The sequence below is a fragment of the Porphyromonas somerae genome, assembly GCF_022845615.1.
GTDB lineage: Bacteria > Bacteroidota > Bacteroidia > Bacteroidales > Porphyromonadaceae > Porphyromonas_A > Porphyromonas_A somerae.
Window position 1 is genome coordinate 1,308,675 of sequence record NZ_AP025559.1, and the last position, 22,679, is coordinate 1,331,353.

Annotated in this window: 17 protein-coding genes, 1 tRNA gene and 1 other RNA gene; 12 read left to right on the forward strand and 7 right to left on the reverse strand. The window is 46.7% G+C overall.

The window, feature by feature from the left end; all coding sequences use genetic code 11:
• Positions 1-5: 5 nt before the first annotated feature.
• Positions 6-1,448: an MFS transporter gene (locus MWL85_RS05740; protein ID WP_018029295.1), complete on the forward strand. Its 1,443-nt coding sequence runs from the start codon at positions 6-8 to the stop codon at positions 1,446-1,448.
• A 7-nt stretch (positions 1,449-1,455) separates the two neighbouring features.
• Positions 1,456-2,613 carry a galactokinase gene (galK, locus tag MWL85_RS05745; RefSeq protein ID WP_244401799.1) on the forward strand — a complete coding sequence of 386 codons (1,158 nt, stop codon included), beginning with the start codon at positions 1,456-1,458 and terminating at the stop codon, positions 2,611-2,613.
• 493 nt (positions 2,614-3,106) lie between these two features.
• Here the strand turns inward: galK and ssrA are convergent.
• Positions 3,107-3,513, reverse strand: a transfer-messenger RNA (tmRNA) gene (gene ssrA, locus MWL85_RS05750).
• A 442-nt stretch (positions 3,514-3,955) separates the two neighbouring features.
• Here ssrA and hemG point away from each other — a divergent pair.
• The 3 genes from hemG to MWL85_RS05765 are packed head-to-tail and all read left to right on the forward strand — an operon-like array spanning position 3,956 to position 6,240.
• Positions 3,956-5,356 (forward strand): protoporphyrinogen oxidase, encoded by a 1,401-nt coding sequence (hemG, locus tag MWL85_RS05755; RefSeq protein WP_244401800.1) that lies wholly within the window; start codon positions 3,956-3,958, stop codon positions 5,354-5,356.
• A 3-nt stretch (positions 5,357-5,359) separates the two neighbouring features.
• Complete coding sequence (locus MWL85_RS05760) at positions 5,360-5,728, forward strand: DUF2007 domain-containing protein (RefSeq protein ID WP_018028691.1); 369 nt, start codon at positions 5,360-5,362, stop codon at positions 5,726-5,728.
• Positions 5,725-6,240, forward strand: a complete 516-nt coding sequence (locus tag MWL85_RS05765) for a cob(I)yrinic acid a,c-diamide adenosyltransferase (protein WP_244401801.1) — start codon at positions 5,725-5,727, stop codon at positions 6,238-6,240. The genes MWL85_RS05760 and MWL85_RS05765 overlap by 4 nt, the downstream gene beginning before the upstream one ends.
• Before the next feature lie 2 nt (positions 6,241-6,242).
• Here the strand turns inward: MWL85_RS05765 and MWL85_RS05770 are convergent, their stop codons facing one another.
• Positions 6,243-6,650 carry an START-like domain-containing protein gene (locus MWL85_RS05770; RefSeq protein WP_244401802.1) on the reverse strand — a complete coding sequence of 136 codons (408 nt, stop codon included), beginning with the start codon at positions 6,648-6,650 and terminating at the stop codon, positions 6,243-6,245.
• A 116-nt stretch (positions 6,651-6,766) separates the two neighbouring features.
• On the opposite strand from MWL85_RS05770, the gene MWL85_RS05775 reads away from it, so the two are divergent.
• The 3 genes from MWL85_RS05775 to radA are packed head-to-tail and all read left to right on the forward strand — an operon-like array spanning position 6,767 to position 9,588.
• A complete protein-coding gene (locus MWL85_RS05775; RefSeq protein ID WP_018028688.1) occupies positions 6,767-7,285 on the forward strand; it encodes an NAD(P)H-dependent oxidoreductase in 519 nt (172 codons plus the stop codon).
• 2 nt (positions 7,286-7,287) lie between these two features.
• Entirely contained in the window at positions 7,288-8,205 is a 918-nt protein-coding gene (locus MWL85_RS05780; protein ID WP_018028687.1) for a dimethylarginine dimethylaminohydrolase family protein, read from the forward strand.
• Positions 8,206-8,214: 9 nt separating this feature from the next.
• Positions 8,215-9,588, forward strand: a complete 1,374-nt coding sequence (radA, locus tag MWL85_RS05785; RefSeq protein WP_244401803.1) for a DNA repair protein RadA — start codon at positions 8,215-8,217, stop codon at positions 9,586-9,588.
• 82 nt (positions 9,589-9,670) lie between these two features.
• Here the strand turns inward: radA and MWL85_RS05790 are convergent.
• The 4 genes from MWL85_RS05790 to MWL85_RS05805 form a co-directional block, all read right to left on the reverse strand.
• Positions 9,671-9,745: transfer RNA gene (locus MWL85_RS05790), tRNA-Pro, on the reverse strand.
• Between the two features lie 138 nt (positions 9,746-9,883).
• Positions 9,884-10,756: a glucose-1-phosphate thymidylyltransferase RfbA gene (gene rfbA, locus MWL85_RS05795; RefSeq protein ID WP_244401804.1), complete on the reverse strand. Its 873-nt coding sequence runs from the start codon at positions 10,754-10,756 to the stop codon at positions 9,884-9,886.
• Positions 10,757-10,777: 21 nt separating this feature from the next.
• On the reverse strand, positions 10,778-11,707 hold the full coding sequence (locus MWL85_RS05800) for a DUF5106 domain-containing protein (RefSeq protein ID WP_244401805.1): 930 nt from the start codon (positions 11,705-11,707) through the stop codon (positions 10,778-10,780).
• Positions 11,704-13,200: a butyryl-CoA:acetate CoA transferase gene (locus MWL85_RS05805; protein ID WP_018028683.1), complete on the reverse strand. Its 1,497-nt coding sequence runs from the start codon at positions 13,198-13,200 to the stop codon at positions 11,704-11,706. The genes MWL85_RS05800 and MWL85_RS05805 overlap by 4 nt, the downstream gene beginning before the upstream one ends.
• 271 nt (positions 13,201-13,471) lie before the next feature.
• Here MWL85_RS05805 and MWL85_RS05810 point away from each other — a divergent pair, with 271 nt between their 5' ends.
• Positions 13,472-15,784, forward strand: a complete 2,313-nt coding sequence (locus MWL85_RS05810) for a glycoside hydrolase family 95 protein (protein WP_244401806.1) — start codon at positions 13,472-13,474, stop codon at positions 15,782-15,784.
• An 844-nt stretch (positions 15,785-16,628) separates the two neighbouring features.
• Here the strand turns inward: MWL85_RS05810 and gdhA are convergent.
• Entirely contained in the window at positions 16,629-17,972 is a 1,344-nt protein-coding gene (gene gdhA / locus MWL85_RS05815) for an NADP-specific glutamate dehydrogenase (RefSeq protein WP_244401807.1), read from the reverse strand.
• Between the two features lie 287 nt (positions 17,973-18,259).
• Here gdhA and typA point away from each other — a divergent pair, with 287 nt between their 5' ends.
• The 3 genes from typA to MWL85_RS05830 are packed head-to-tail and all read left to right on the forward strand — an operon-like array spanning position 18,260 to position 22,551.
• Positions 18,260-20,062, forward strand: a complete 1,803-nt coding sequence (gene typA, locus MWL85_RS05820) for a translational GTPase TypA (protein WP_244401808.1) — start codon at positions 18,260-18,262, stop codon at positions 20,060-20,062.
• 12 nt (positions 20,063-20,074) lie between these two features.
• Positions 20,075-21,850, forward strand: coding sequence for a glycosyltransferase family 2 protein (locus MWL85_RS05825; protein WP_244401809.1), 1,776 nt, complete (start codon positions 20,075-20,077; stop codon positions 21,848-21,850).
• On the forward strand, positions 21,829-22,551 hold the full coding sequence (locus MWL85_RS05830) for a tRNA1(Val) (adenine(37)-N6)-methyltransferase (protein WP_244401810.1): 723 nt from the start codon (positions 21,829-21,831) through the stop codon (positions 22,549-22,551). Before MWL85_RS05825 ends, MWL85_RS05830 begins: the two co-directional genes overlap by 22 nt.
• The last annotated feature ends 128 nt before the right edge of the window (positions 22,552-22,679 follow it).

Genomic DNA, 22,679 nt, shown 5'->3' on the forward strand with positions numbered 1-22,679 from the left:
TTCCAATGACAACAACAACTAAACAGACACAGCAAAACTACCTGGTGCCTTTTATCATCATGGTAGTTTTGATGGCATTGGTGGGATTGATTACCAATCTCAATCAGCAGTTCCAAGCCCCTATGAAGGCTGCTTACCTACTGCTAGGTGGTGCCAATGCCGACACACTAGCGACTTCTCTCAACTTCGCCTTTTTCCTTGCTTACCTAGTGATGGGACCAGCGAGTGCCAATTATATTGGCAAGAAAGGCTACAAGCCTGCCCTTCTACTAGGGCTGAGCATCCTCTGCATCTCATTTCTAATCTACATGAGCTCTGCATGGGTATTTGACAATGTAGATATCAATAAATTCCAAGGATTTATTGATGAGGCAAGAGGCATTGAAGACCTCACAAAGCAAGAGGGCATAGCTCCTGGTGACGCACTTCAGGCAGCCCAGGCTCAAGCAGCTCTGACTGGCAACTTCCAAGTCCAAGAGGTGAATGGAGAGTACAATGGACTACTCTACACCAAGGGAATGGTGATTCCAGTGGCCTACTGGGTATTCCTACTAGGCTCCTTTGTGGCTGGTACGGCACTCACCTATCTACAGGCGGTGATCAATCCTTACATCGTTGCATGCGATGTAAAAGGCACTACAGGTGTTCAGCGCCAGAGCATTGCAGGTACTGGTAATTCATTGATGACCACACTAGGGCCAATCTTTGTAGCTTATGTGATCTTTAGTGGCAAGGACGGGCTAGATATTAGCCTCAATAGCCTATACATCCCCTTCCTAGTTCTCCTAGTGCTCGTAGCAGCATTGGCCTTCTCACTCACCAAGATTCACCTACCAGAGGTAGCTGGTGGAGGTGGCAAGAGTGAGCATCTGCCAGAGAGTGTTTGGAGCTTTAGTCACCTCAAACTAGGTCTGATTGCTCTATTCTGCTACGTAGGAGTAGAGGTGTGCGTTGGTGCCAACGTGGTACTATTTGCTCAGGGCGACCTCGGCTTTGCCCTTAAGGATGCTGCCTTGATGGCTTCACTCTACTGGGGTGGCCTATTGGTTGGCCGATTTGCAAGTAGCTTCCTCAACAAGGTGAGTGCACAGCTTCAACTATTGGTTGCAGCGTCGGGTGCCATCCTTCTAATTGTGCTAGCAATGATCACCAAGATACCTTGGTTCCTCTGCGGAGTGGGTATCTTCCACTCCATCATGTGGCCTGCTATCTTTGCACTTGCTATCGATGGTCTAGGCAGATACACCTCCAAAGCGTCTGGTGTGCTGATGATGGGATGCTTCGGTGGAGCTCTATTCCCAGTAATTCAGGGAATCCTCAAGTCTGCTATCGGAAGCTGGAACCCCACTTGGCTCTTTGTAGTGCTGGGTGAGCTATTTATCCTTTACTACGCTATCTCCGGACACAAGGTAAAGAAAACAGATACAGGTGTCACCACTGAAATGTAATGAATATATGAGAGATATAGAATTTGTAAGGAGCCGTTTTATCAAGCACTTTGATGGCTCTACAGGATACATTTACTTTGCCCCAGGGCGAATCAATCTGATCGGTGAGCATACCGATTACAATGGAGGCTTTGTATTTCCAGGAGCGGTAGAGAAAGGTATTTTGGCAGAGATCAAGCCCAATGGTACCCAAAAGGTAAGGGCCTACGCCATTGACCTCAAGGACTATGTAGAGTTTGATCTCACCGATACCGAGGCCCCCACCGCCAGTTGGGCAAAGTACATTTACGGCGTTTGCAAAGAAATGGAGAAGCTAGGGGTAGAGGTAAAAGGCTTCAACACCGCCTTCTCTGGCGATGTGCCTCTAGGGGCAGGAATGTCTTCATCAGCAGCATTGGAAAGCTGCTATGCTACTGCGATCAACGAACTATTTGGTGAGAAGAAGATCGAAAAGATGGAGCTTGCCAAAGTGGGTCAGCGTACCGAGCACCACTACGTAGGGGTAAAGTGTGGCATCATGGATCAATTTGCCTCTATCCACGGCAAGGAGGGGGCACTGATGCGTCTTGACTGCCGCAGCATGGAGTATAAGTACTTTCCTTTCCACCCAGATGGGTATAAGTTGGTGCTACTCGATACTGTAGTGAAGCACAATCTTGCTGATAGTGCCTACAACGACCGCCGCCACTCTTGCGAGCGTGTGGTAGAGGTAATCCAGAAGGATCACCCCGAGGTAACCTTCCTAAGAGATGTATCTATGGAGCTACTTGAGAGCTACAAGGGAAAGGTATCGGACGAAGATTATATGCGTGCAGAGTATGTGGTGGAGGAGATCCAACGCGTACTGGACGTTTCGGAAGCCCTTGAGAAGGACGATTACGAGACAGTGGGCAAGAAGATGTACGAAACGCACAAAGGTATGAGCCAACTCTATGAGGTGAGCTGCGAAGAGCTTAACTACCTCAATGAGATAGCCATGGAGTGCGGAGTAACTGGCTCGAGAGTGATGGGTGGTGGCTTCGGTGGTTGCACCATCAACTTAGTAAAGGAAGAGCTTCAAGACCTCTTTATAGAGACTGCCAAGGAGCGCTTTGCCAAGAAGTTTGGCCACGAACCTAAGGTATACAACGTGGTCATCTCTGACGGTGCCCGTCGCATCGAGTAACCCTTACCCCACGATCATTAGTATAAGGGCTTGCCAATCGCTGATTTGGCAAGCCCTTATTAGTAAATAATGCAAGTGTCCATAAGAAACTTCAATTACTAGAAAAAAATTATCAAATCAACAATGATTTCAAGTTTAGTTGAAATCATTATCTCGTAAAAATTGATTAAACTTACAACATTGAACTTATTATCATTCGAATAATGGCGGGTATTTTGGTGTCTTACGCAATCACCATTATGAGTACATCATTAATTCCTTTTCCACAATAGGCAATGCTTCACCATACAACTTGTCTTATGACCTAGATTACCTCACCGATCGATTCATCTCCTCATCATGTGAAATAGGAGATATGAAGGAGATCGTCAACGAGATAGATAAGCTATAATCTCCTATATCTCTTGAATCATTACCAGCATAGTAACTACCAGGTGTAGCTAAAGAATAAGAAGAAACCGCTCAAAGCCATTAGGCTCTGAGCGGTCTCTTTTAGTGGAGATGGAGGGATTCGAACCCTCGTCCAAACACGGAACTAATCCGCTTTCTACACGTTTAGCTTTGCTTTGGTTGTCGGCGAATAGGTTTGGCCAAAGCGACCCTCCTACTTGCTTAGTCTCTTAAATGTCGTCGATAGTGAAAGACGCACTACCAACCCTTCCCGATATTCCGGCACCACTATATCCGACCACCTCGAGATCACGGTATCGGAGTGATGTCTTGCCGCGAGCCTATGCTCAAGCGCAAGAGCAGTAACCTACTAAACTTCGGTTACGCTGCAAGAGCGTAAGAATTATTTTCGCCACTTAAAAGCTTTGAGGACTATGATTAAAGTGCCAGTCAACGATGCACTACGTGCTTACGCATCACCTCTACATGCTGTCAAAACCAGTCATCCCCGCTAGGATTACACTGCAAAGTTACCAATAATATCCCAACACAAAAAGTTTCATGCACAAAACGTTTTTGTTTCACACCCAAAACATTTCCGTTTGATACCTAAAACATTTCTACTTTATACACCAAACATTTCAGTTTTACACACCATTTTTTTGCTCTATTTATCCTTCTATAAATCAGTTAGTTAGGAAGGCGTATTTTTAGTTGCAACTAAGCAATCGGCGAGATGCAACTAAGCAATCGGTGAGATGCAACTAAGCAAATGCTTTGTTGCATCTCAACAAACGCTTACTTATAACTCTGAATATTGTCGGCTATCTGTCCACCCTCAACGACTTTCTATTTGCTTCTTACGCATGATAAAGAGAGATATTATTGCTCTTGTGTAGCAAGAAATTATTAAATTTGTAGCAAACGATTAATGCACATAAATATATTGGCGATGAATAATATACAAAATCACTATCCAATAGCGATCATCGGTGGTGGTATAACTGGTCTTTCGCTTGCTGCAGAGCTTGAGAAAGAGGGCAAGTCCTTTATCCTACTCGAAGCAAAGGATAGGCTTGGCGGGCAGATAAAGACTCTTAAGGAGAATGGGTTTACGTATGAAGTGGGTCCCAATACTGGCACCGTCTCTTCTCCCGAGGTGGCAGAGCTATTTGAGTATGCGGCACCTGATGCCCTGCTTGAGGAGGCTTGTGCCAATGCCAACGATCGATGGATTTGGAAGGGGGATCGCTTTCACTCTATTCCTAATGGCCCATGGAGTGGGCTCACCACCCCACTCTACAGTCTAAAAGATAAGTTGGGACTACCCTTTGAACCTTTTAGAAAAAAAGGAACCAACCCCAATGAGACGGTGGGTGAACTTGCAGAGCGTAGGCTAGGAAAAACGATTGTAGATTATACCATTGACCCCTTTATTGGGGGGATCTATGCGGGCGACCCTTATCAATTAGTGACCCGACTAGCACTGCCCAAACTCTATAATCTGGAGCAAAACTACGGTAGTTTTATCAGAGGTGCCATTAAAAAGGCATCCGAGCCAAAGAGCGACCGCGACCGCAAAGCAACGAAAAAGATCTTTTCGGCTGTTGGGGGTCTAGAAGAACTAGTCAAGGCCATCGGCAAAAAGATAAGCAGAACTGGTGAGGTGGTTCTCGAAGCTCAGGATATCCGTATCACCCCGACAGAAAATAGTTGGCAAACCACCTTTGTAGATAAGAGTGGCGACCAACACACCATTTCATCCACTAAAGTGGTCACCACTGTGAGAGCCGATATTCTTCCAAAGTTATTCAGAGAGGAGATCGCTAGCAAGATGACCCGTATCGCCACCCTTCCCTACGCTCCTATCACGGAAGTCTGTGTAGGCTTTAACCATCTGCCCGATATTCCGAGAGCCGCCTTTGGTGCTTTGGTTCCCAGCAAGGAGCAACGAAAGGTGCTGGGGATCCTCTTCCCAAGTTCTTGCTTCAAGGATCGAACCCCCTACCCTGATGGAGCCTTATTTACCATCTTTATGGGTGGCCTAAGGAATAAAAGATTGGTGCTAGACACTCCACTTGAGGAGCAGAAGCAGGTGGGACTCAATGAACTTTATGATATGATGAAGATACCTCGGTCTATTACCCCCGACATGGTGCACATTGCTCACTATCCAAAGGCGATCCCTCAGTACGACCTAGCGACAGAAGAGCGACAGAAGGATATGAAGGCCATTGAAAAAGAGTATCCAGGACTGCACATAGCAGGGGGTGTGATTGATGGCATAGGAATGGCCAACCGTATCACCCAAGGCATGAATCTAGCACAACAACTTATTAAGGAAATCGAGTAACTTATGGAAGAGTTGAAAAATAGAGGAGGACTAGTTGAGGTGCTCAATTCGTACGACGAAAGCTACGTAAACCTAGCATACACTCTACTACAGGATAGAGGTTTTTTTGTGAGAGTAGAGAATGCACTTACTAATGCCATACCGGGAATGTCGGTGGGGGTATCTCTCATGGTGAGAGAAGAGGATGCAGCTGAAGCCATAAAAGCACTTGTAGAGGCAGATATACTCCCTTCGCAAGAGGGGTCTCTAGAGGATATAACGCAAAGAGATAGCAAAAAGCGATGGCGTAAATTACTGCTTCTACTCGTGGCATTGATCGCAGCCTTAGCTCTTATGGCTATTTGGATCTCTATTGTACAAAAGCAGGGATGATACAAGTATATACTGGCAATGGAAAGGGCAAAAGCACTGCAGCTTTTGGTATGGCTTTAAGGGCATTGGGTGCGGGCAAAAGGGTATATATAGCTCAGTTCGTTAAGGATATGAGATATAGCGAATGCTTTATTGAAGATTACTTTCAAGACCGCCTCAAGATAGAGCAATGGGGTGCTAGCTGTCTCCTCAATCGTGAGGCTACTGATGAAGACTATGCTATGGCGGAGAGAGGGCTTGAGCGGTGTGCTACACTTTTGCGAAACAGAGAGGGGGAGATGTACGACCTCATCATCTTAGACGAGCTCAATATCGCTCTTTACATGAAGCTACTACCACTGGAAAAAGTATTGGAAGCTCTTAAGAGTATTGAGGGTGACCGTGAAGTGATCATCACTGGTCGGTATGCACCTAGTGAGTTATTGGCACTCGCAGATCTTGTAACAGATATGCAAGAGGTAAAGCACTACTATCAAAAAGGAGTGCTCAGTCGAAAGGGGTTTGATTGCTAAGGCTAGAGGATTCCTAAGCTGGCAAATAATCGCTCTTCGTGTGCCATCCAAATTTGCTCTAGCGACTCCGTCTCTAATCCCTTGTCGTGATCATCAACCATTAGAGAGGTGCTATTGGATAGCTCTGAGGTGACAATCTCCATACGTATATAGCTTTCGGGGTCGTCGTTCCACCTCCATTCTATCAACTTATTAGGTATACGTTTATTGATTGTTGCCACCCTATCATCCCCTTGGTCGTCCCAAAATATATGGATGAGGTCCTGAGTGATATCTACTTTAGGTGCAAACCACTCCGATAACCCCCTTGCTGTGGAAATCTGGTTCCAAATGCTATGGGCCGATGCTGTATTAAGAAAGTACTCTTTCTGGAAGCCAACCGACTTACCCTCTAATACTTTATGTGCCATAATATTTACATAAATCATTTTTACTCTTCTTCTGCCCTCAAGATACCAATAATCTCGGTTATTGTAGGTAAATTTGTGGATAATAAATAATTAAGAAATCTATATTGATTGATATAATGAAGACATTAGTCGTTGTAGGACACCCTGACTTAGCAAGCTCTGTAGTAAATAAAGCTTGGGTGGAGGCTCTAAGACCTTATGAAGGAGAGCAACTAAAGATACACAACCTTGGTGATGTGATAAGGGAGGATGGCACCTTTGATCTTAAAAGCGAACAAAGGTTATTGGAGCAGTACGATCGGATCGTCCTCCAATTTCCACTCTACTGGTATATGCCGCCAGCCATCTTAAAGCTATGGATGGATACTGTTTGGGCCGAAGGCTGGGCATGGGGCGATTGCCCTCACGCTCTTGAAGGGAAGCTTATTGAGGCTGCCACCTCTTGCGGGGCACCCGAAGTAGCTTTTAACCAAACTCCTCTAAGCACCTACCTCTCTTTCGTACAAGGGTCGGCAGGCTTTGTAAAAGCTCGTGGTGGGGATTACTTTGCCTTTTATGGAGCAGAAGGAGAGGGATCTGCTGAGCGACTAAAAACTAACTGCAAGGAATACATCAAATTTATTTGCAATAAATAATTATGAGAAATCTAAACGTAAAAGACGAGACAAGCACCCTGAAATCTGTAATAGTAGGTCTAGGAACCAATCCTGGACCTGTGCCCACATTGGATGAGGCGTACGATGCCAAGAGCTATAGCACGCTGATTGCAGGCACCTATCCGACTGATGAAGCGCTGGAGAGGGAAGTTGAGGGTCTAGCGAAAGCCTTGAAAGAGGCTGGTGTGGAGGTGCTGAGACCACAAGAGCTACCTGGAGTAAATCAGATATTTGCCCGAGATGTCGCTTTTGTGATTGAGGACAAGATGATTCGTGCCAATATCATTCCCGACCGCGAGGCTGAAATGAGGGCATACGATAAGATCTATGAAGATCTAGATCAAAGCAAGATTATTGTGCCCCCAGAGCATGTACATATAGAGGGTGGTGATGTGATCTTGATGCACGATAAGATATTTTTGGGTACTTACTTAAGCCCAAACTATAGCAATTACAAAATGGCAAGGACCAATAAGTATGCTATAGGCTTTCTTAAAGACCTATTCCCTCAAAAGGACATTATTCCTATTGAGCTAATCAAGCACGATACCGATCCATACACTGGCGTATTGCACCTAGATTGTTGCTTCCAGCCTATTGGTCAGGATAAGTGTATTCTATTCCCTGGTGCCTTTAGACATGTGGAGGATTGGGAGTACATTATGTCTATTTTCGGTCCTGAGAATACTTGTATTATCAGCCGTGAGGAGATGTACGAGATGAATCCTAATGTCTTTAGCATTGCCAATGATACAGTGATCATTGATAGCACCTTCAAGAGATTGCAAGGATGGCTCAATCGTAGAAACGTCAAGACCATTCCTATCCCTTACCGAGAGGTGAGCAAATTAGGTGGTCTATTACGCTGTACGACACAACCACTAGAGCGTGTCTACTAATAATAGATAATGAAGAAAGATAAGCTCGTATGGCTCTGCACTGACTGTGGTGCCGACTTTCCCAAGTGGGTAGGTAAGTGCCCCGCTTGTGGTGCGTGGAATACGCTGAAGGAGTACACAGTCAGAGCAGAGGAGCCAGGGCTAAGAATCCGAAAAGATAAGCCACTACAGGATAAATCTCCAGTACCACTAAGTTTGGTAGCTGGTGATACCGCCACACGTATGGACCTGCTGGATGGCGAGCTCAATAGGGTGTTGGGCGGTGGATTGGTTAAGGGCTCATTGGTTTTACTTGGTGGAGAGCCAGGTATTGGTAAGAGTACACTGATATTGCAAAGTGTGGTGAGGAATAGTAACCTCAAAACGCTTTATGTTAGTGGTGAAGAGAGTCCAGGTCAGATACGACTAAGGGCTGAGCGCCTGACCGATGCCGATACCGTGGAGCACTGCCTACTTTATGGCGAGACTCAATTGGAGACGATTATGGAGACAGCACTAGAAGTAGAGCCAGACCTCCTAGTAATCGACTCCATCCAGACTATACAGACCAGTCGTAGCGACTCCTCTGCTGGATCACTTTCACAAGTTAGGGAGTGCACAGCTGCCCTACTCTCCTTTGCAAAAGAATATGAGTTACCCATCATATTGATTGGGCATATTACAAAGGAAGGAAGTATTGCGGGGCCAAAAGTGTTGGAGCACTTAGTAGATACAGTCATAAGATTTGAGGGTGATCAAAACCATCAGTACAGAATATTGAGAGCCCTTAAGAATCGATTTGGCAATACCGCTGAAATCGGACTATATGAGATGAAAAGCGACGGACTCAGACAGGTAACTAACCCCTCTGAGATGCTACTCTCAGGGACTCAGGGTGACCTATCTGGCAGTTGCGTTGGAGTGACGATTGAGGGAATTCGTCCACTACTTGTAGAGGTACAAGCCCTTGTGAGCTCGGCAGTCTATGCTAATCCTCAACGCTCCTCTACCGGCATTGATTATAGGCGCACAAATATGTTGCTAGCTGTGCTGGAGAAGCGTGCTGGCTTCAAGTTGGTGCAAAAGGATGTCTTTCTTAATATCGCTGGTGGACTTACCATTCAAGACCCTGCTCTTGACCTAGCTGTTTTATCGGCAGTATTATCAAGCAACCTAGACCTTCCTATCTCCAGAGAGACTTGTGTCACTGGAGAGGTAGGGCTAAGTGGTGAAATACGTGCAGTATCTCGTATACAGCAACGCATCACAGAGGCTGAGAAGATTGGTTTTAAGTCAATGATACTCCCCGCTGATAACCTTCATGGATTAGAGACGGATAAGTTGAATATCCGATTAATTCCTGTAAAGCAAGTGGGCGAAGCCTTTCGAGTGCTCTTCTCTTAAATAAGATCAATTTGAAGCAGCACCCCGCTACTAGATATAAAAAAAAGAAGAGAGGGATACTAGTATTCCTCTCTTCTTTTTGTCGGGGTGGTGGGATTCGAACTCACGACCCCCTGGTCCCAAACCAGGTGCGCTAACCGGACTACGCTACACCCCGATAAGTCCTACACCCGAGAGCTCGATAGATTATCTTATCTTTCTCTCAAATGCTCTGCAAAGGTACCTACAATAATTCAAACTACCAAACTAATCGACTCTTTTTTGTGTTAAAGTAGGGAAGAAAGGGGTGAAAAAGCTATTTCAGTAGCTTAAGTAAATAGGCAGCGTAGTCACTTCCTTTGTATTGACTGGCCACATTCATTACTTCCTCGCGAGAGATCCACCCTTTGTTGTACCCTATCTCCTCTAGGTTTGCGACCTGTAACCCTTGGCGCTTTTCAATAGCCCTAATGAATTCACCAGCTTCGTGTAGCGATTCAAAAGTACCAGTATCGAGCCATGCGAATCCTCTGCCGAGAGTTTGAACAGAAAGACGGCTTTGCTCTAAATAGAGTTGGTTAAGAGTGGTTATCTCCAACTCTCCTCGAGCCGAAGGCTTTACCCTACAAGTTTGGTCGACCACATCACTCGGATAGAAATAAAGTCCCACCACAGCATAATTGCTCTTAGGGGTTTTAGGCTTTTCTTCAATAGAGATCACCTTATGCTCTGCATCAAATTCTACCACTCCATATCGCTCTGGGTCACGAACATAGTATGAAAATACTACCGCCTCATTTTTCTCCTCCACAGTTTGGATCGCATGCCGTAGAATGCGGTCAAACGATTGACCATAAAACACATTGTCGCCCAAAATTAAGCATGCATCATCACCCTGCAAAAACTCTTCAGCTAGGAGAAAAGCTTGTGCAATCCCCTCAGGACGTTCCTGTATTTTGTACGATAGCTGGATGCCTAACTGACGACCATCTCCCAATAGTTTCTTAAAAAGGGGCTGGTCATCTGGCGTGGTAATGATCATAATCTCACGAATGCCTGCAAGCATCAAGACCGAGATAGGGTAGTAGACCATTGGCTTACCATACAAGGGTATCAATTGCTTCGAAAAAGCTTTAGTCGCTGGATATAAGCGGGTACCAGCCCCACCTGCAAGCACTATTCCTTTCATTTTATCGACAAATAATTAATGTTAATAGCAGATATGCTCCTCAATCTCATTAAGGACGGAATCATCAAGAATCACATCCTTCATAAGTACGCGACAATTCTCGTCTAGAAGGTAGATCGTAGGTAGGGCTTTGAGGTCGTAAAGACTTTCACTCAAAATCACCCTTTTTTTATCCATACCAGCAGTAGCAAACGGCGGCAATTCAGAAAGGTGATGACGCCAAGACTCCTCATCTCCAAAAGCATAAATACAGAGTATATGGAGACCATTATCCACCAGCTCTTTCACCTTAAGATCACTAGATAGAGCATATAATGTACTGTGACATGCATCGCATTCTGGATCATAAAAGAGCAAAAGAGTAAGCCCAGAGACACTATTGTATAGGGATGTTTCGCGACCATTAGCCAAAACATAGTCGAAGTTCTCTGCCTTCTCACCTACTCTATTTCGATTGAATAAAGCCTTGCGATCCGCCAATCTAATTTGCTCCGACTCATCCAGTAGTCCAGCTTTTTCTGCCTCCTCAGTCATCAGTAAATAACTTGCCTCATCGAAAAAGGGCGAATTTGGCTCACCGTAATACTTACTAACGAGTCTCATCCCAATAGAATCCATCGCAGGTGTAGCCAATTGATAGTACTGGCGAATCGTCTCCCTTTGAGCCTGTTCATTAGCATTAAGGTTAATGGCAAAAAAATTGGCGAAAAACTGCTCTCTCTCATCCGAAGAGCCCATTAGCACAGTATCTATTTCCGTCACACCATCAAAGAGGTGTGTGAGAATATAATCTGCTCTATCCATAGGCTCGGTAATCAAAGCAGGTGGGTTAGGGAACTCTATCCCCTTTGACTCCGTCTTTTGATCCTCCTTCTTGGATTGAGAACACGCTCCTAGTAGCACTATGGCTACTAGAAGCGTGATAGGATATATTCTTCTTATAAGTCTCATTTCTTATAAGGGGAGAAGTCGGCATTCTTCATTGACCCAGTCTCTTGGAACTTGCGATGGAATTCAAAGCAAGCATCCAAATTAACCTTGGTCTGACCCTGTTTCGAAACAGCTAGATAGTCACGCAACAGTTGGCGATAATCGGGATGCACCACATTATTGATGATCTCCTCAGCACGCTGACGAGGTGACTTGCCACGAAGATCAGCAATACCATACTCACTAATGATGATCTTCACAGAGTGCTCCGAGTGGTCAAGGTGCGAAACCATAGGCACGAAGCAGCTAATATCTCCATTCTTTGCTACCGAAGGAGTGGTGAATATTGAAAGATAGCCTGAGCGAGTGAAGTCACCCGATCCTCCAATGCCATTCATCATTTTGGTGCCCATCACATGAGTAGAATTGATATTGCCATAAATATCAGCTTCCAATGCAGTATTAATCGCAATCACTCCGATACGGCGGGCTACTTCAGGGTTATTGGAGTACTCAAGAGGACGTAGAAGTAGCTTATCTTTGAAGAAATCAAGGTGAGCATAAATATCTTGGATCACCTCTCTCGAAACTGATAGAGAGCATCCAGAAGCAAACTTCACCTTACCCTTCTTCATCAGCTTAATCACTGAATCCTGAATCACCTCAGTGTAAACATTGAAAGCAGGGATCTGCTCACTATCGCCCATAGCACCCAAAACAGCATTAGCCACATTACCTACCCCACTTTGTACAGGCAAAAACTCCTTTGGTAGTCTACCAGCCGCCATCTCTTGCTCAAAGAACTTAGCCACATTTGCACCAATCGCCTTAGTGACTTCATCAAGTGGAGCAAAGGCAGAATCATCGTTAGGCTCTGAAGTCTTCACGACTGCTACAATCTTTGCAGGATCTACCTTGATACAATCAGTTCCTACTCTATCGTGAGGGTCAACAATATCAATCGTACCTCTGTGAGGAGGGTCTTGAAGCTCCGCAATATCGTGCATTCCACGAATCTCCTTTGGGTGCTTATCATTGAGCTCCACAATAATCTTATCTGCTAATCGGCAAATCGTAGGTGCGATACCCACTCCAGTGGTAGGAACTATTTCACCGTCTTCGGTCACATCGGCCGCTTCCACAATAGCGATATCAATCTTACCTAAAAAACCATAGCGAATCTCCTGTGCAAGCATTGAAAGATGCATATCATTATAGTCCACCTTTCCAGCATTAATAAGGGCACGCAAATCTTTATTAGATTGATAAGGGGTTCTAAACTTGATAGCCTCTGCACGAGCCAGCTCACCATCAAGCCTATCCCCAGTTGATGCACCAGTAAAAACACCTATCTGGAAAGGACGTCCAGCTTCATGCTCGGACTTTGCATGACGTGCAATAGCCGCAGGAATTACCTTTGGACATCCAGCAGGTGTAAATCCACTGAACCCCACATTGTCATTGTGGTGTACAAACTTTGCTGCTTCATCAGCAGTCATAAACTTAAGAGCCATAGGGTCAATTATTATTTAATGATTAATTAAAGATTTTATACCACAAATGTAGCCAATCTTTACGAGACAACATAATAAAACCAAGCGACAAAACAAGTCTATCAAGTCAATAATCTCTATCAAGGAGACATAAAAGCTATCATATTATGCTTCTCAATAAGAAATGGGACAGATACGAGTTACACACTCAGTCATTGAAATAGGGTCAGAGTATATGCAATTATTTGCTTAACTTGCACTCGCATATAAATCATATCAATAGGCAACAGTAATGACTAAAAGATTTGCACTCCTCCTTTGTAGCCTTCTTGTGGCACTCCAGGCACTCGCTCAGGAGCATATCCTATGGTACGATCACCCAGCAACTAGATGGGAGGAGCGACTTCCGCTAGGTAATGGACGGCTCGGTATGATGCCCGATGGAGGTATCGCCAATGAGCGAATTATCCTCAATGATATCAGTATGTGGAGCGGTAGCTACGACCCCACTCAGTGGAAAGAAGGGGCAAGCAACTATCTCCCCAGTATCCGTGAGGCACTCTTAAAGGGTGATAGCCAGTTGGCCCAAGACCTCGTCTATCAGCACTTTGTCTGCGGGGGGAAAGGAAGCAACCATGGCCAATCGGCCACCACCCCCTACGGCTCTTTCCAGATGCTCGGCTGGCTCAATCTACAGCATCAGTTACCCGATAGCTCTTACAGTGACTACCGCTTCCAGCTAGATCTAGATGAAGCACTACTCACTACTTCTTTCAAAATGGGAGAGGTGGAGTATCGCCGCGAATACATTGCCAGCCATGGCAAGGAGGACGTACTAGCCATTCGGCTCACTGCAAGTCAAAAGGGTAAGATCTCCTTCACCACGCAGCTTTGGCGACCAAGTCAATATCAACTTTCAATCGCACCCGATGAGATAACTCTTGAAGGGCAATTGGAAGATGGTTGGGGAACCGACAAAGGAGTCACCTACAAAGCACAGCTCAAGATATACCCCATAGGTGGTGAGGTCTCTATCTCCGAGGGAGGGCTGAAGGTGATGAATGCCGATGAGGTGCTTCTGCTAATCGGCAATACCACCTCTCTATTGCCAGGCAAAAGCGACCTATCTCACGGAAATTGGCAAGAGCTGCTTTTCCACCACCTCCAAAGCTACCAAGAGAAGTACCACCGAGTAGCTATCCACCTTGATAGCAAAGTAGACCATCAGTCGCTCACCACCGACGAGCGACTGCAACGCTTCCAAAAGGATGAGGACCCTGCTTTCGTAGAGCTTTACTACAACTTCGGTCGCTACCTTATGATTTCAGGCACTCGCCCCGATGCTCTACCCCTCAACCTACAAGGAATGTGGGCAGGTGGCACTCAACTCCCTTGGAATGGCGACTATCATCTCAACATCAACCTACAGATGAATTACTGGCCAGCTGAAGTGGCAGGACTAGGCGACCACACCTTGCCCCTCTATCGACTGGCAGAGTCTCTCGTGGAGAGTGGAACCAAAACCGCCAAGACCTACTACAATGCCGAGGGGTGGACAGCTCATATGATGACCAACCCCTGGAGTTTTACCGCTCCTGGCGAGAGTGCATCATGGGGTGACACTAATACGGGCGGTGCCTGGTTGATGCAACACGTTTGGGATCACTACGCGTTTACACATGATCGTGAGTTTCTGCGGAGGTACTACCCTATGCTCGAGGGGGCGGCAAAGTTTTTCATCACTTCCCTTATTGAGGAGCCGTCGCACGGTTGGCTAGTCACAGCTCCTACCTCTTCGCCCGAAAATGGATACTTATTGCCTGGTAGCACGTCCCCACTCTATATCTGTATGGGGGCGACTATGGACAACCAAATTGTAAGAGAGCTACTTACCAACCTCATCACTTCGGCCGCTATTCTTGGGATAGAAAACGAGTGGACAGCCAAGGCTAAGGCGATCTTACCACGATTAGCGCCCAACCAGATAAGTCCCAAAGGATATCTGCAAGAGTGGCTGGAGGACTATCAAGAGGTTGAGCCACACCACCGGCACGTTTCGCATCTCTATGCTCTCTACCCTGGCAATGCTATTTCTACTAATAGTACTCCCCACCTAGCTAAGGGTGCGATGGAGACTCTCAACCGTCGTGGCGATGGGGGAACAGGTTGGTCAAGAGCATGGAAAATCAACTTTTGGGCTAGGCTCAAAGATGGAGCACGAGCACATAAGCTACTGAAGAGCCTACTACAACCAGCAGAAAATAGCGGAGGTACCTATCCCAATCTATTCTGTGCCCACCCACCCTTTCAGATTGATGGTAACTTCGGTGGTATCGCGGCTATTTCGGAGATGCTCGTACAAAGTCAAGATGGCTTTGTGGAGCTATTGCCAGCCCTACCCCCAACTTGGCAAAGTGGCAACTTCCGTCAGCTCAGAGTGAGAGGAGGTGCCATGGTAGACCTCACTTGGAGCAATGGCAAACCGAAACAGGTGACCCTCTCTTCTCAACTCAATCGCACCACTATCCGACTAAAGCACCCCACTACTGGAGCCATCAAGAGCTACACCATCTCCAAGGGACATCCTAAGACCATCCGCTTCTAATCCTTACATAAGAAGGTCGTTTGGCAAGGGGCTGTTAAGACTAAATTTAATTGGGGAAGACGACCTAGCAGCCTGCCCAGAGGTAATGCATTGGAAAGTTCTTACCGTATGGATTTTAGCGGGGTGTCTATGAGTAAGGACCTCGGCAGAGGTCCGTGCTAAATAGGCACAGGTCAAGGCACGGAGTGCCGAAGACCTGTGTATTGATACGTGTAAAACACCCTTACGACCCCGGCCGAGGGGTCGGACAATCCTATCTCTAGGTATGACCCCTCAACCGGGGTCAAGGAGGTGGTGAATATGCTCTTGCACACAGGTCGTTCGGGGCTAACGCCCCTCCGACCTGTGCCTATTTAAGAGGGACCTCTACCGAGGTCCTTACGCCATTATACTCAATAGCTTGTATAAGATCATTGTTACAACAGCTAAGTGGTCAAAAGTTTAGTTGCAACTAAGCATTTGCTTTGTTGCAACTCGACATTTGCTTAGTTGCAACTCGCCGATCGCTTAGTTGCAACTAAGTTTTCGCTTTTATATAGTGTTGAATATCATATTGTTATAAATGGGCTTTTTTGCCACTACTTTCCACTATTTATAGAGTCATTAACTTATGCATATACTCCTAATACGTAACCCCTGAACCCCTGTAGCCTACCCCAATTATTTCATATACAAAGCCATTCTATTTCACGTATAAAACATTTTTGTTTTATACATCAAACATCTTGGCTTGATATAGGGAATATTATGATGATCAACGCTGTCTCGTCTTGAAAGGTCTATATACAAAATGGGCTAGCGTCATTACTGACCCTAGCCCATTTTTTGATATGCTATTATCTAATTAGATAACGCCTTGCTCAAGCATAGCCTGTGCTACCTTCATGAAGCCTGCGATATTAGCACCCTTCACGTAGTCTACAGAACCATCAGGTTGAGTACCATACTTCACGCACTGCTCGTGGATCGACTTCATGATCCAGTGTAGCTTCTCATTAACCTCCTCAGCAGGCCAATTGAGGTGAGCAGCATTCTGAGTCATCTCAAGACCAGAAGTAGCCACACCACCAGCATTCACAGCCTTACCAGGGGCAAAGAGCATACCACTGCTTTGGAAGAAGTGGATAGCCTCAGGGGTACAACCCATATTCGAAACCTCGCAGCAGCACCAGCAACCATTATCCTTCAACTCCTTAGCGTCATCGCCATTCAGCTCATTCTGGAAAGCACAAGGAAGAGCGATATCACAAGGGATGCTCCAAGCCTTCTTACCAGGGGTAAACTTAGTTTGTCCTGGGAACTTATCAGCCATATCCTGTACCTTGTTGCGGTTTGAGCTACGCATTACAGGCATATAGTCGATCATCTCCTCAGTGATACCATTAGGAATCTCGCAAACACCGTCAGGACCAGAGATAGCGATCACCTTACCACCTAGCTCAGTGGTCTTCTTAGCAGCACCCCAAGCTACGTTACCGAAGCCAGAGATAGCTACCTTCTTACCCTTGATATCCTTACCTGCCTTAGCAAGAAGGTGCTCAGTGAAGTAAAGTGCACCAAAACCAGTAGCCTCTGGACGGAATTCTGAACCGCCCCAAGTCATACCCTTACCAGTAAGTACACCAGTGTGATACTCACGAGTAAGCTTTTGGTACATGCCATTCATATAACCGATCTCACGGGTACCAACGCCTACGTCACCGGCTGGAATATCCTGATCAGGACCGATGCAGTGAACTAGCTCTAGCATAAAGGCTTGGCAGAAACGCATGATCTCAGCCTCTGACTTACCTACTGGATCAAAGTCCGAACCACCCTTACCACCGCCCATAGGCAAAGTAGTTAGTGCATTCTTGAAAGTCTGCTCAAAGCCGAGGAACTTAAGCATAGAAGGGGTCACGGCTTTGTGGAAGCGGATACCACCCTTGTATGGGCCAATTGCCGAGTTAAACTGTACACGATAACCGATGTTGGTCTGCACCTCACCCTTATCGTCTACCCAATTCACACGGAACGTAAAGATACGGTCTGGCTCCACCATCCGCTCTACGATCTTGTTTTTGTCGTATTCAGGGTGTGCATTGTATAGGTCCTCAATAGACTCAAGAACTTCTTGCACTGCCTGGATATACTCAGCCTCGCCTGGGTGCTTAGCTTCCAGATTCTTAATAATCTCTGCTACTTTCATAATGCAATAGATAATAAATGTATAGATTAGTAAATCGTTAATATTATTCTGTTATCAGCCAATGGTTTTCTAGACCCTTAGGTTACAACATCACAAACTTAAGAAATAAATAGATACCAAACACCTTTTACCCCAAAAGTATGCTATAAAACAATACTTCCAACCCACTTTTCTGCTGTTCCTCACCTCATATCCGATGGAGGATTGAAGGGGGCGGGGTGATTATCACCGTGTGCGTACACTTTTTGGTATCTTTGTGCCGACAAAAGTAAATACAAGGAGATTAGATGCAAAAGATTAGAAACATTGCGATTATTGCACACGTGGACCACGGTAAGACTTCGCTCGTGGACCGTATGCTACAGGCTGGGAAGCTATTTAGGGAAGAGAGTGCAGAGCTCACACAGATGCTAGATAATAATGACCTAGAGCGTGAGCGAGGAATCACGATCCTCTCCAAAAATGTCTCCATCAGATATCAGGACTACAAAATTAATATCATAGACACTCCAGGGCACGCCGACTTTGGTGGTGAAGTGGAGCGTGTACTCAATATGGCTGATGGCTGTCTGCTGATTGTCGATGCCTTTGAGGGGCCGATGCCTCAGACTCGTTTTGTGCTGAGCAAGGCGATTGAGATGGGGCTGAAGCCTATTGTGGTGATTAATAAGGTGGATAAAGAGAACTGTCGGCCCGATGAGGTGCAGGAGATGGTCTTTGACCTAATGTTCAACCTCAATGCGACAGAGGATCAATTGGACTTCCCCACCTTCTTTGGTTCGGCAAAACAAGGTTGGATGTCGACCGATTGGAAGAAACCGACCGATGACATTCATCAGCTTCTCGATGCCATCATCAAGTATATCCCCGAGCCACCGATGCTAGAGGGGGCAAGCCAAATGCTCATCACCTCCCTCGACTACTCTAGTTTTGTAGGGCGTATTGCTGTGGGACGTATCCATCGTGGCACCCTCAAGGTAGGTCAGAACATCGTCTTGATGAAGCGCGATGGTACCCAGCAGCAGAGCAAGATCAAAGAGCTTAATATATTTGAGGGACTTGGTCGTCGCAAGGTAGACGAGGTTTCTTGTGGTGATATTTGTGCTGTGGTTGGGCTCGACAACTTTGAGATCGGCGAGACGATTTGCGACGTCTCCACTCCAGAGGCTCTACCAAGTATTGCGATTGATGAGCCGACAATGAGCATGCGCTTCATGATCAATAACTCCCCCTTCTATGGTCGCGAGGGAAAATATGTCACCTCACGCCATATCTATGACCGTCTCCAGAGGGAGCTAGACAAAAACCTAGCGCTACGAGTAGAGGAGACAGACAGTGCTGATAGCTGGATTGTCTACGGTCGAGGAGTGCTACACTTATCCATCCTGATTGAGACCATGCGCCGTGAGGGGTACGAGCTACAGGTGGGGCAGCCCCAAGTCATCATCAAGGAGATTGATGGGGTAAAGCATGAGCCAATTGAGGAGCTAACAGTGAACCTTCCCGAGGAGGTAGCGAGCAAAATCATCGACCTCGTGACCCGTCGTAAGGGCGAGATGACCGAGATGGAGCAGAAAAACGACCGCACCTTCCTCAAGTTCCGCATCCCCTCTCGAGGCATCATCGGGTTGAATAATCAGGTATTAACCGCTTCGAGTGGTGAGGCAATTATGGCACATAGGTTCCTAGACTTTGAGCCTTGGAAGGGCGATATCGAGACCCGCAACAATGGCTCCATCGTGGCACTAGAGAGTGGTACCGCCTACGCCTATGCCCTGAATAACCTGCAGAGCCGTGGTCGATTCTTCATTGACCCACAAGAAGAGGTATATGCTGGTCAAGTGGTAGGAGAAAACACCCGTGACGAAGACCTCAACGTGAATGTCTGCAAATCCAAAAAGCTAACCAACATGCGTGCTTCGGGTTCGGACGACAAGGTGCAACTCGCTCCTCCAATCCGCTTCTCGCTCGAAGATGCTCTAGAGTATATCAAGGCCGACGAATTGGTGGAGGTGACCCCTAAGTCAATGCGTATGCGTAAGATCATACTCGATGAGACCGAACGCAAGCGTAGCCAACGCAATAAATAATACCTTGGCGATATGATTCTGATCGCCATAGTCACCTACAATGGGCTGAAGTGGATAGATAGTCTACTTCAGCCCTTTCTGTATGACCGCGACCAGCTAGAGATCGCAGTAGTAGACAATGCCTCTACCGATGGCACTCCCGATGAGATTGAAAAGCGCTATCCCTTTGTAAGGGTACTCCGCCGTCCCTCCAATCTCGGGTTTGGGGCTGCCAATAACCTCCTAATGGAGGAGGTGCAAGCCAAGGAGCGGTATAAGGGAATCTTTCTACTCAATCAAGATGCCAGCATCTCAGCCGAAACGATACGAGCCTTAGCCGATCACTGCCAACAATATCCCGAGATAGGCATCCTCTCCCCACTCCACCTCGGTAGCAACGGAGCGGTAGAGCAAGGATTGGCCCACTATCTACCAGAGCCACCCTATCACGGATTTACCGAACTCTCCTTTATCAATGCGGCACTTTGGTATTTACCACGGCAGACACTCCTAAAGGTGGGTCTCTTCTCACCTCTTTTCCACCACTATGGCGAGGACCTAGATTATGCCCATCGAGTAAGGTTTGCTGGATTAAAAATCGGCTTCCTTCCGCACCTCACGGGACAGCACTTCCGTCCTTCTACCGCCATTTCAGACGAGAAAACCCTTCGGCTAAAGCAGGCCTACCACCTCGCAGAGGCGATCAATCCGTTGCTTTCCCCTTTTGCACAATTCTACAGAGGGCACCTAGCTCCATTTGGCGAAGCACTTCTCTCAAGAGGAAATCGCCGACGATCGCTCCTTAAGATGGCTAGAAATCTTTGGCAGATGCGACCAATGATGAAGCTTTGGCGGCAACGACCACCACTAGACTTAGAGGGACTTCAACGGGCATTGGACCGAAAAGAATTGGCCCCACTGCTCCTATTTGTCTACAACCGTCCAAAGCACACAGCACGAATCCTACAGAACTTACTACAGCAACCAGAGATTACCCATACTCCTATGTATATATGGAGTGATGGGGCAAAAAGTGCAGACGACCAACAAGCGGTGGAAGAGGTGCGTGCACTCTGCCGACAATTCCCCAAGTCACAGCTCCACTGCCAGCCCACTAACAGAGGGCTCGCCCATAACATTGTGGAGGGGGTGACTAAGCTACTTCAGACACACGACCGTGTGATTGTGCTGGAGGATGACCTGATTCTCTCTCCCTACTTCTTGCGTTGGATGAATGATGCACTCTCACTTTATGCCGAGGAGAAGAGAATCGCCCACTTACATGCTGGCACATTTTACACCTCTTCAAAGCTCCGAAATAACCACCCACTTTACTTTGTAGGGAGCTGGGGCTGGGCAACTTGGCAAGACCGTTGGCAAAAACTTTGGGAGCCAGATGGGAAGCAGTTGCTACAACAGTTAGAGCGAGCCCCAAAGCTCTACCAACGATTTAGATATGGTGGATTTATGGACTTTCCACGGATGCTACGCCGACAGATTGCTGGAGAAAACAACTCCTGGGCGATCCGTTGGCACGTCTCGCTACTCCTTCATCAAAAGCTGAGCATCAATAGCAATCCTCCCTTGGTCACCAATGATGGGTTTGATGGTAGTGGTACCCACTCTGGTGGCGGAGGTCGGTACCACACAGCGATAGCTCCCTATCCGCTCTATGCCGATCCTATTGCCCCTACTTCAGAGGATCCAGAAGCCTATCATATCTTGCGGAGATACTATGCCCGCACCAATAATAAGGTGATGAAAGGGTGGTACAAGCTCAAGGAACTATGGCAAAGATATTTCGGCTAAAGCAATTTGAGATACGCCAAGAGGAGTCGGCCCTCAAAGTAGGTACCGACGGCATGCTCCTCGGTGGCTACATCGCCCACCATTTCCAAGAGTATCAGCCGAAAACGGTATTGGATGTCGGTACCGGCACAGGGATTATTGCCCTTATGCTGGCACAAGCTTTTCCTACCACCCATATCACAGGCATAGAGCTAGATAGTGCCAGTGCCAAAGAAGCGAGCTACAATGCAAGTCACTCTCGCTTTGCTGATAGAGTTACCATTTTAGAGCAAGACTACCGAGACTACCGAGGTGCAACGCACTACGACCTTATCCTCAGCAACCCGCCCTACTACACTCCAACACACCAAAACAACGATCAACGAGAGACCGTAGCAAAGCATTCGATTACCCTCTCCCCCAACCAATTCTTTGCAACCAGCCTCCACCACCTAGCCCCCCAAGGGCAGATTGCTACCATACTAGCCACTACCGCACAGAGTGACTACCTAAAGGCAGCTAAAGAATACAATATCCACCCCCAACACCACCTCTACATACAGACCACCCAAAATAAAACCCCAAAGCGGGTCCTCACCCTATGGAGCCAAGAGCTCACCCCCTGCACCACTAGCCACCTCACCATACTAGCAGGTGCTGGCACACACAACTACACCCCCGAATACACCCAACTCCTCCGCCCCTACCTCACCATCCTTTAATGAGAATATTGCACGAAGTGCCATTCTCCTCTATGGGGGGTAAAAGTTGAGATGCAACTAAGCAATCGGCGAGTTGCAACTCGGCAAATGCTTAGTTGCAACTCGCCGATTGCTTAGTTGCATCTCGG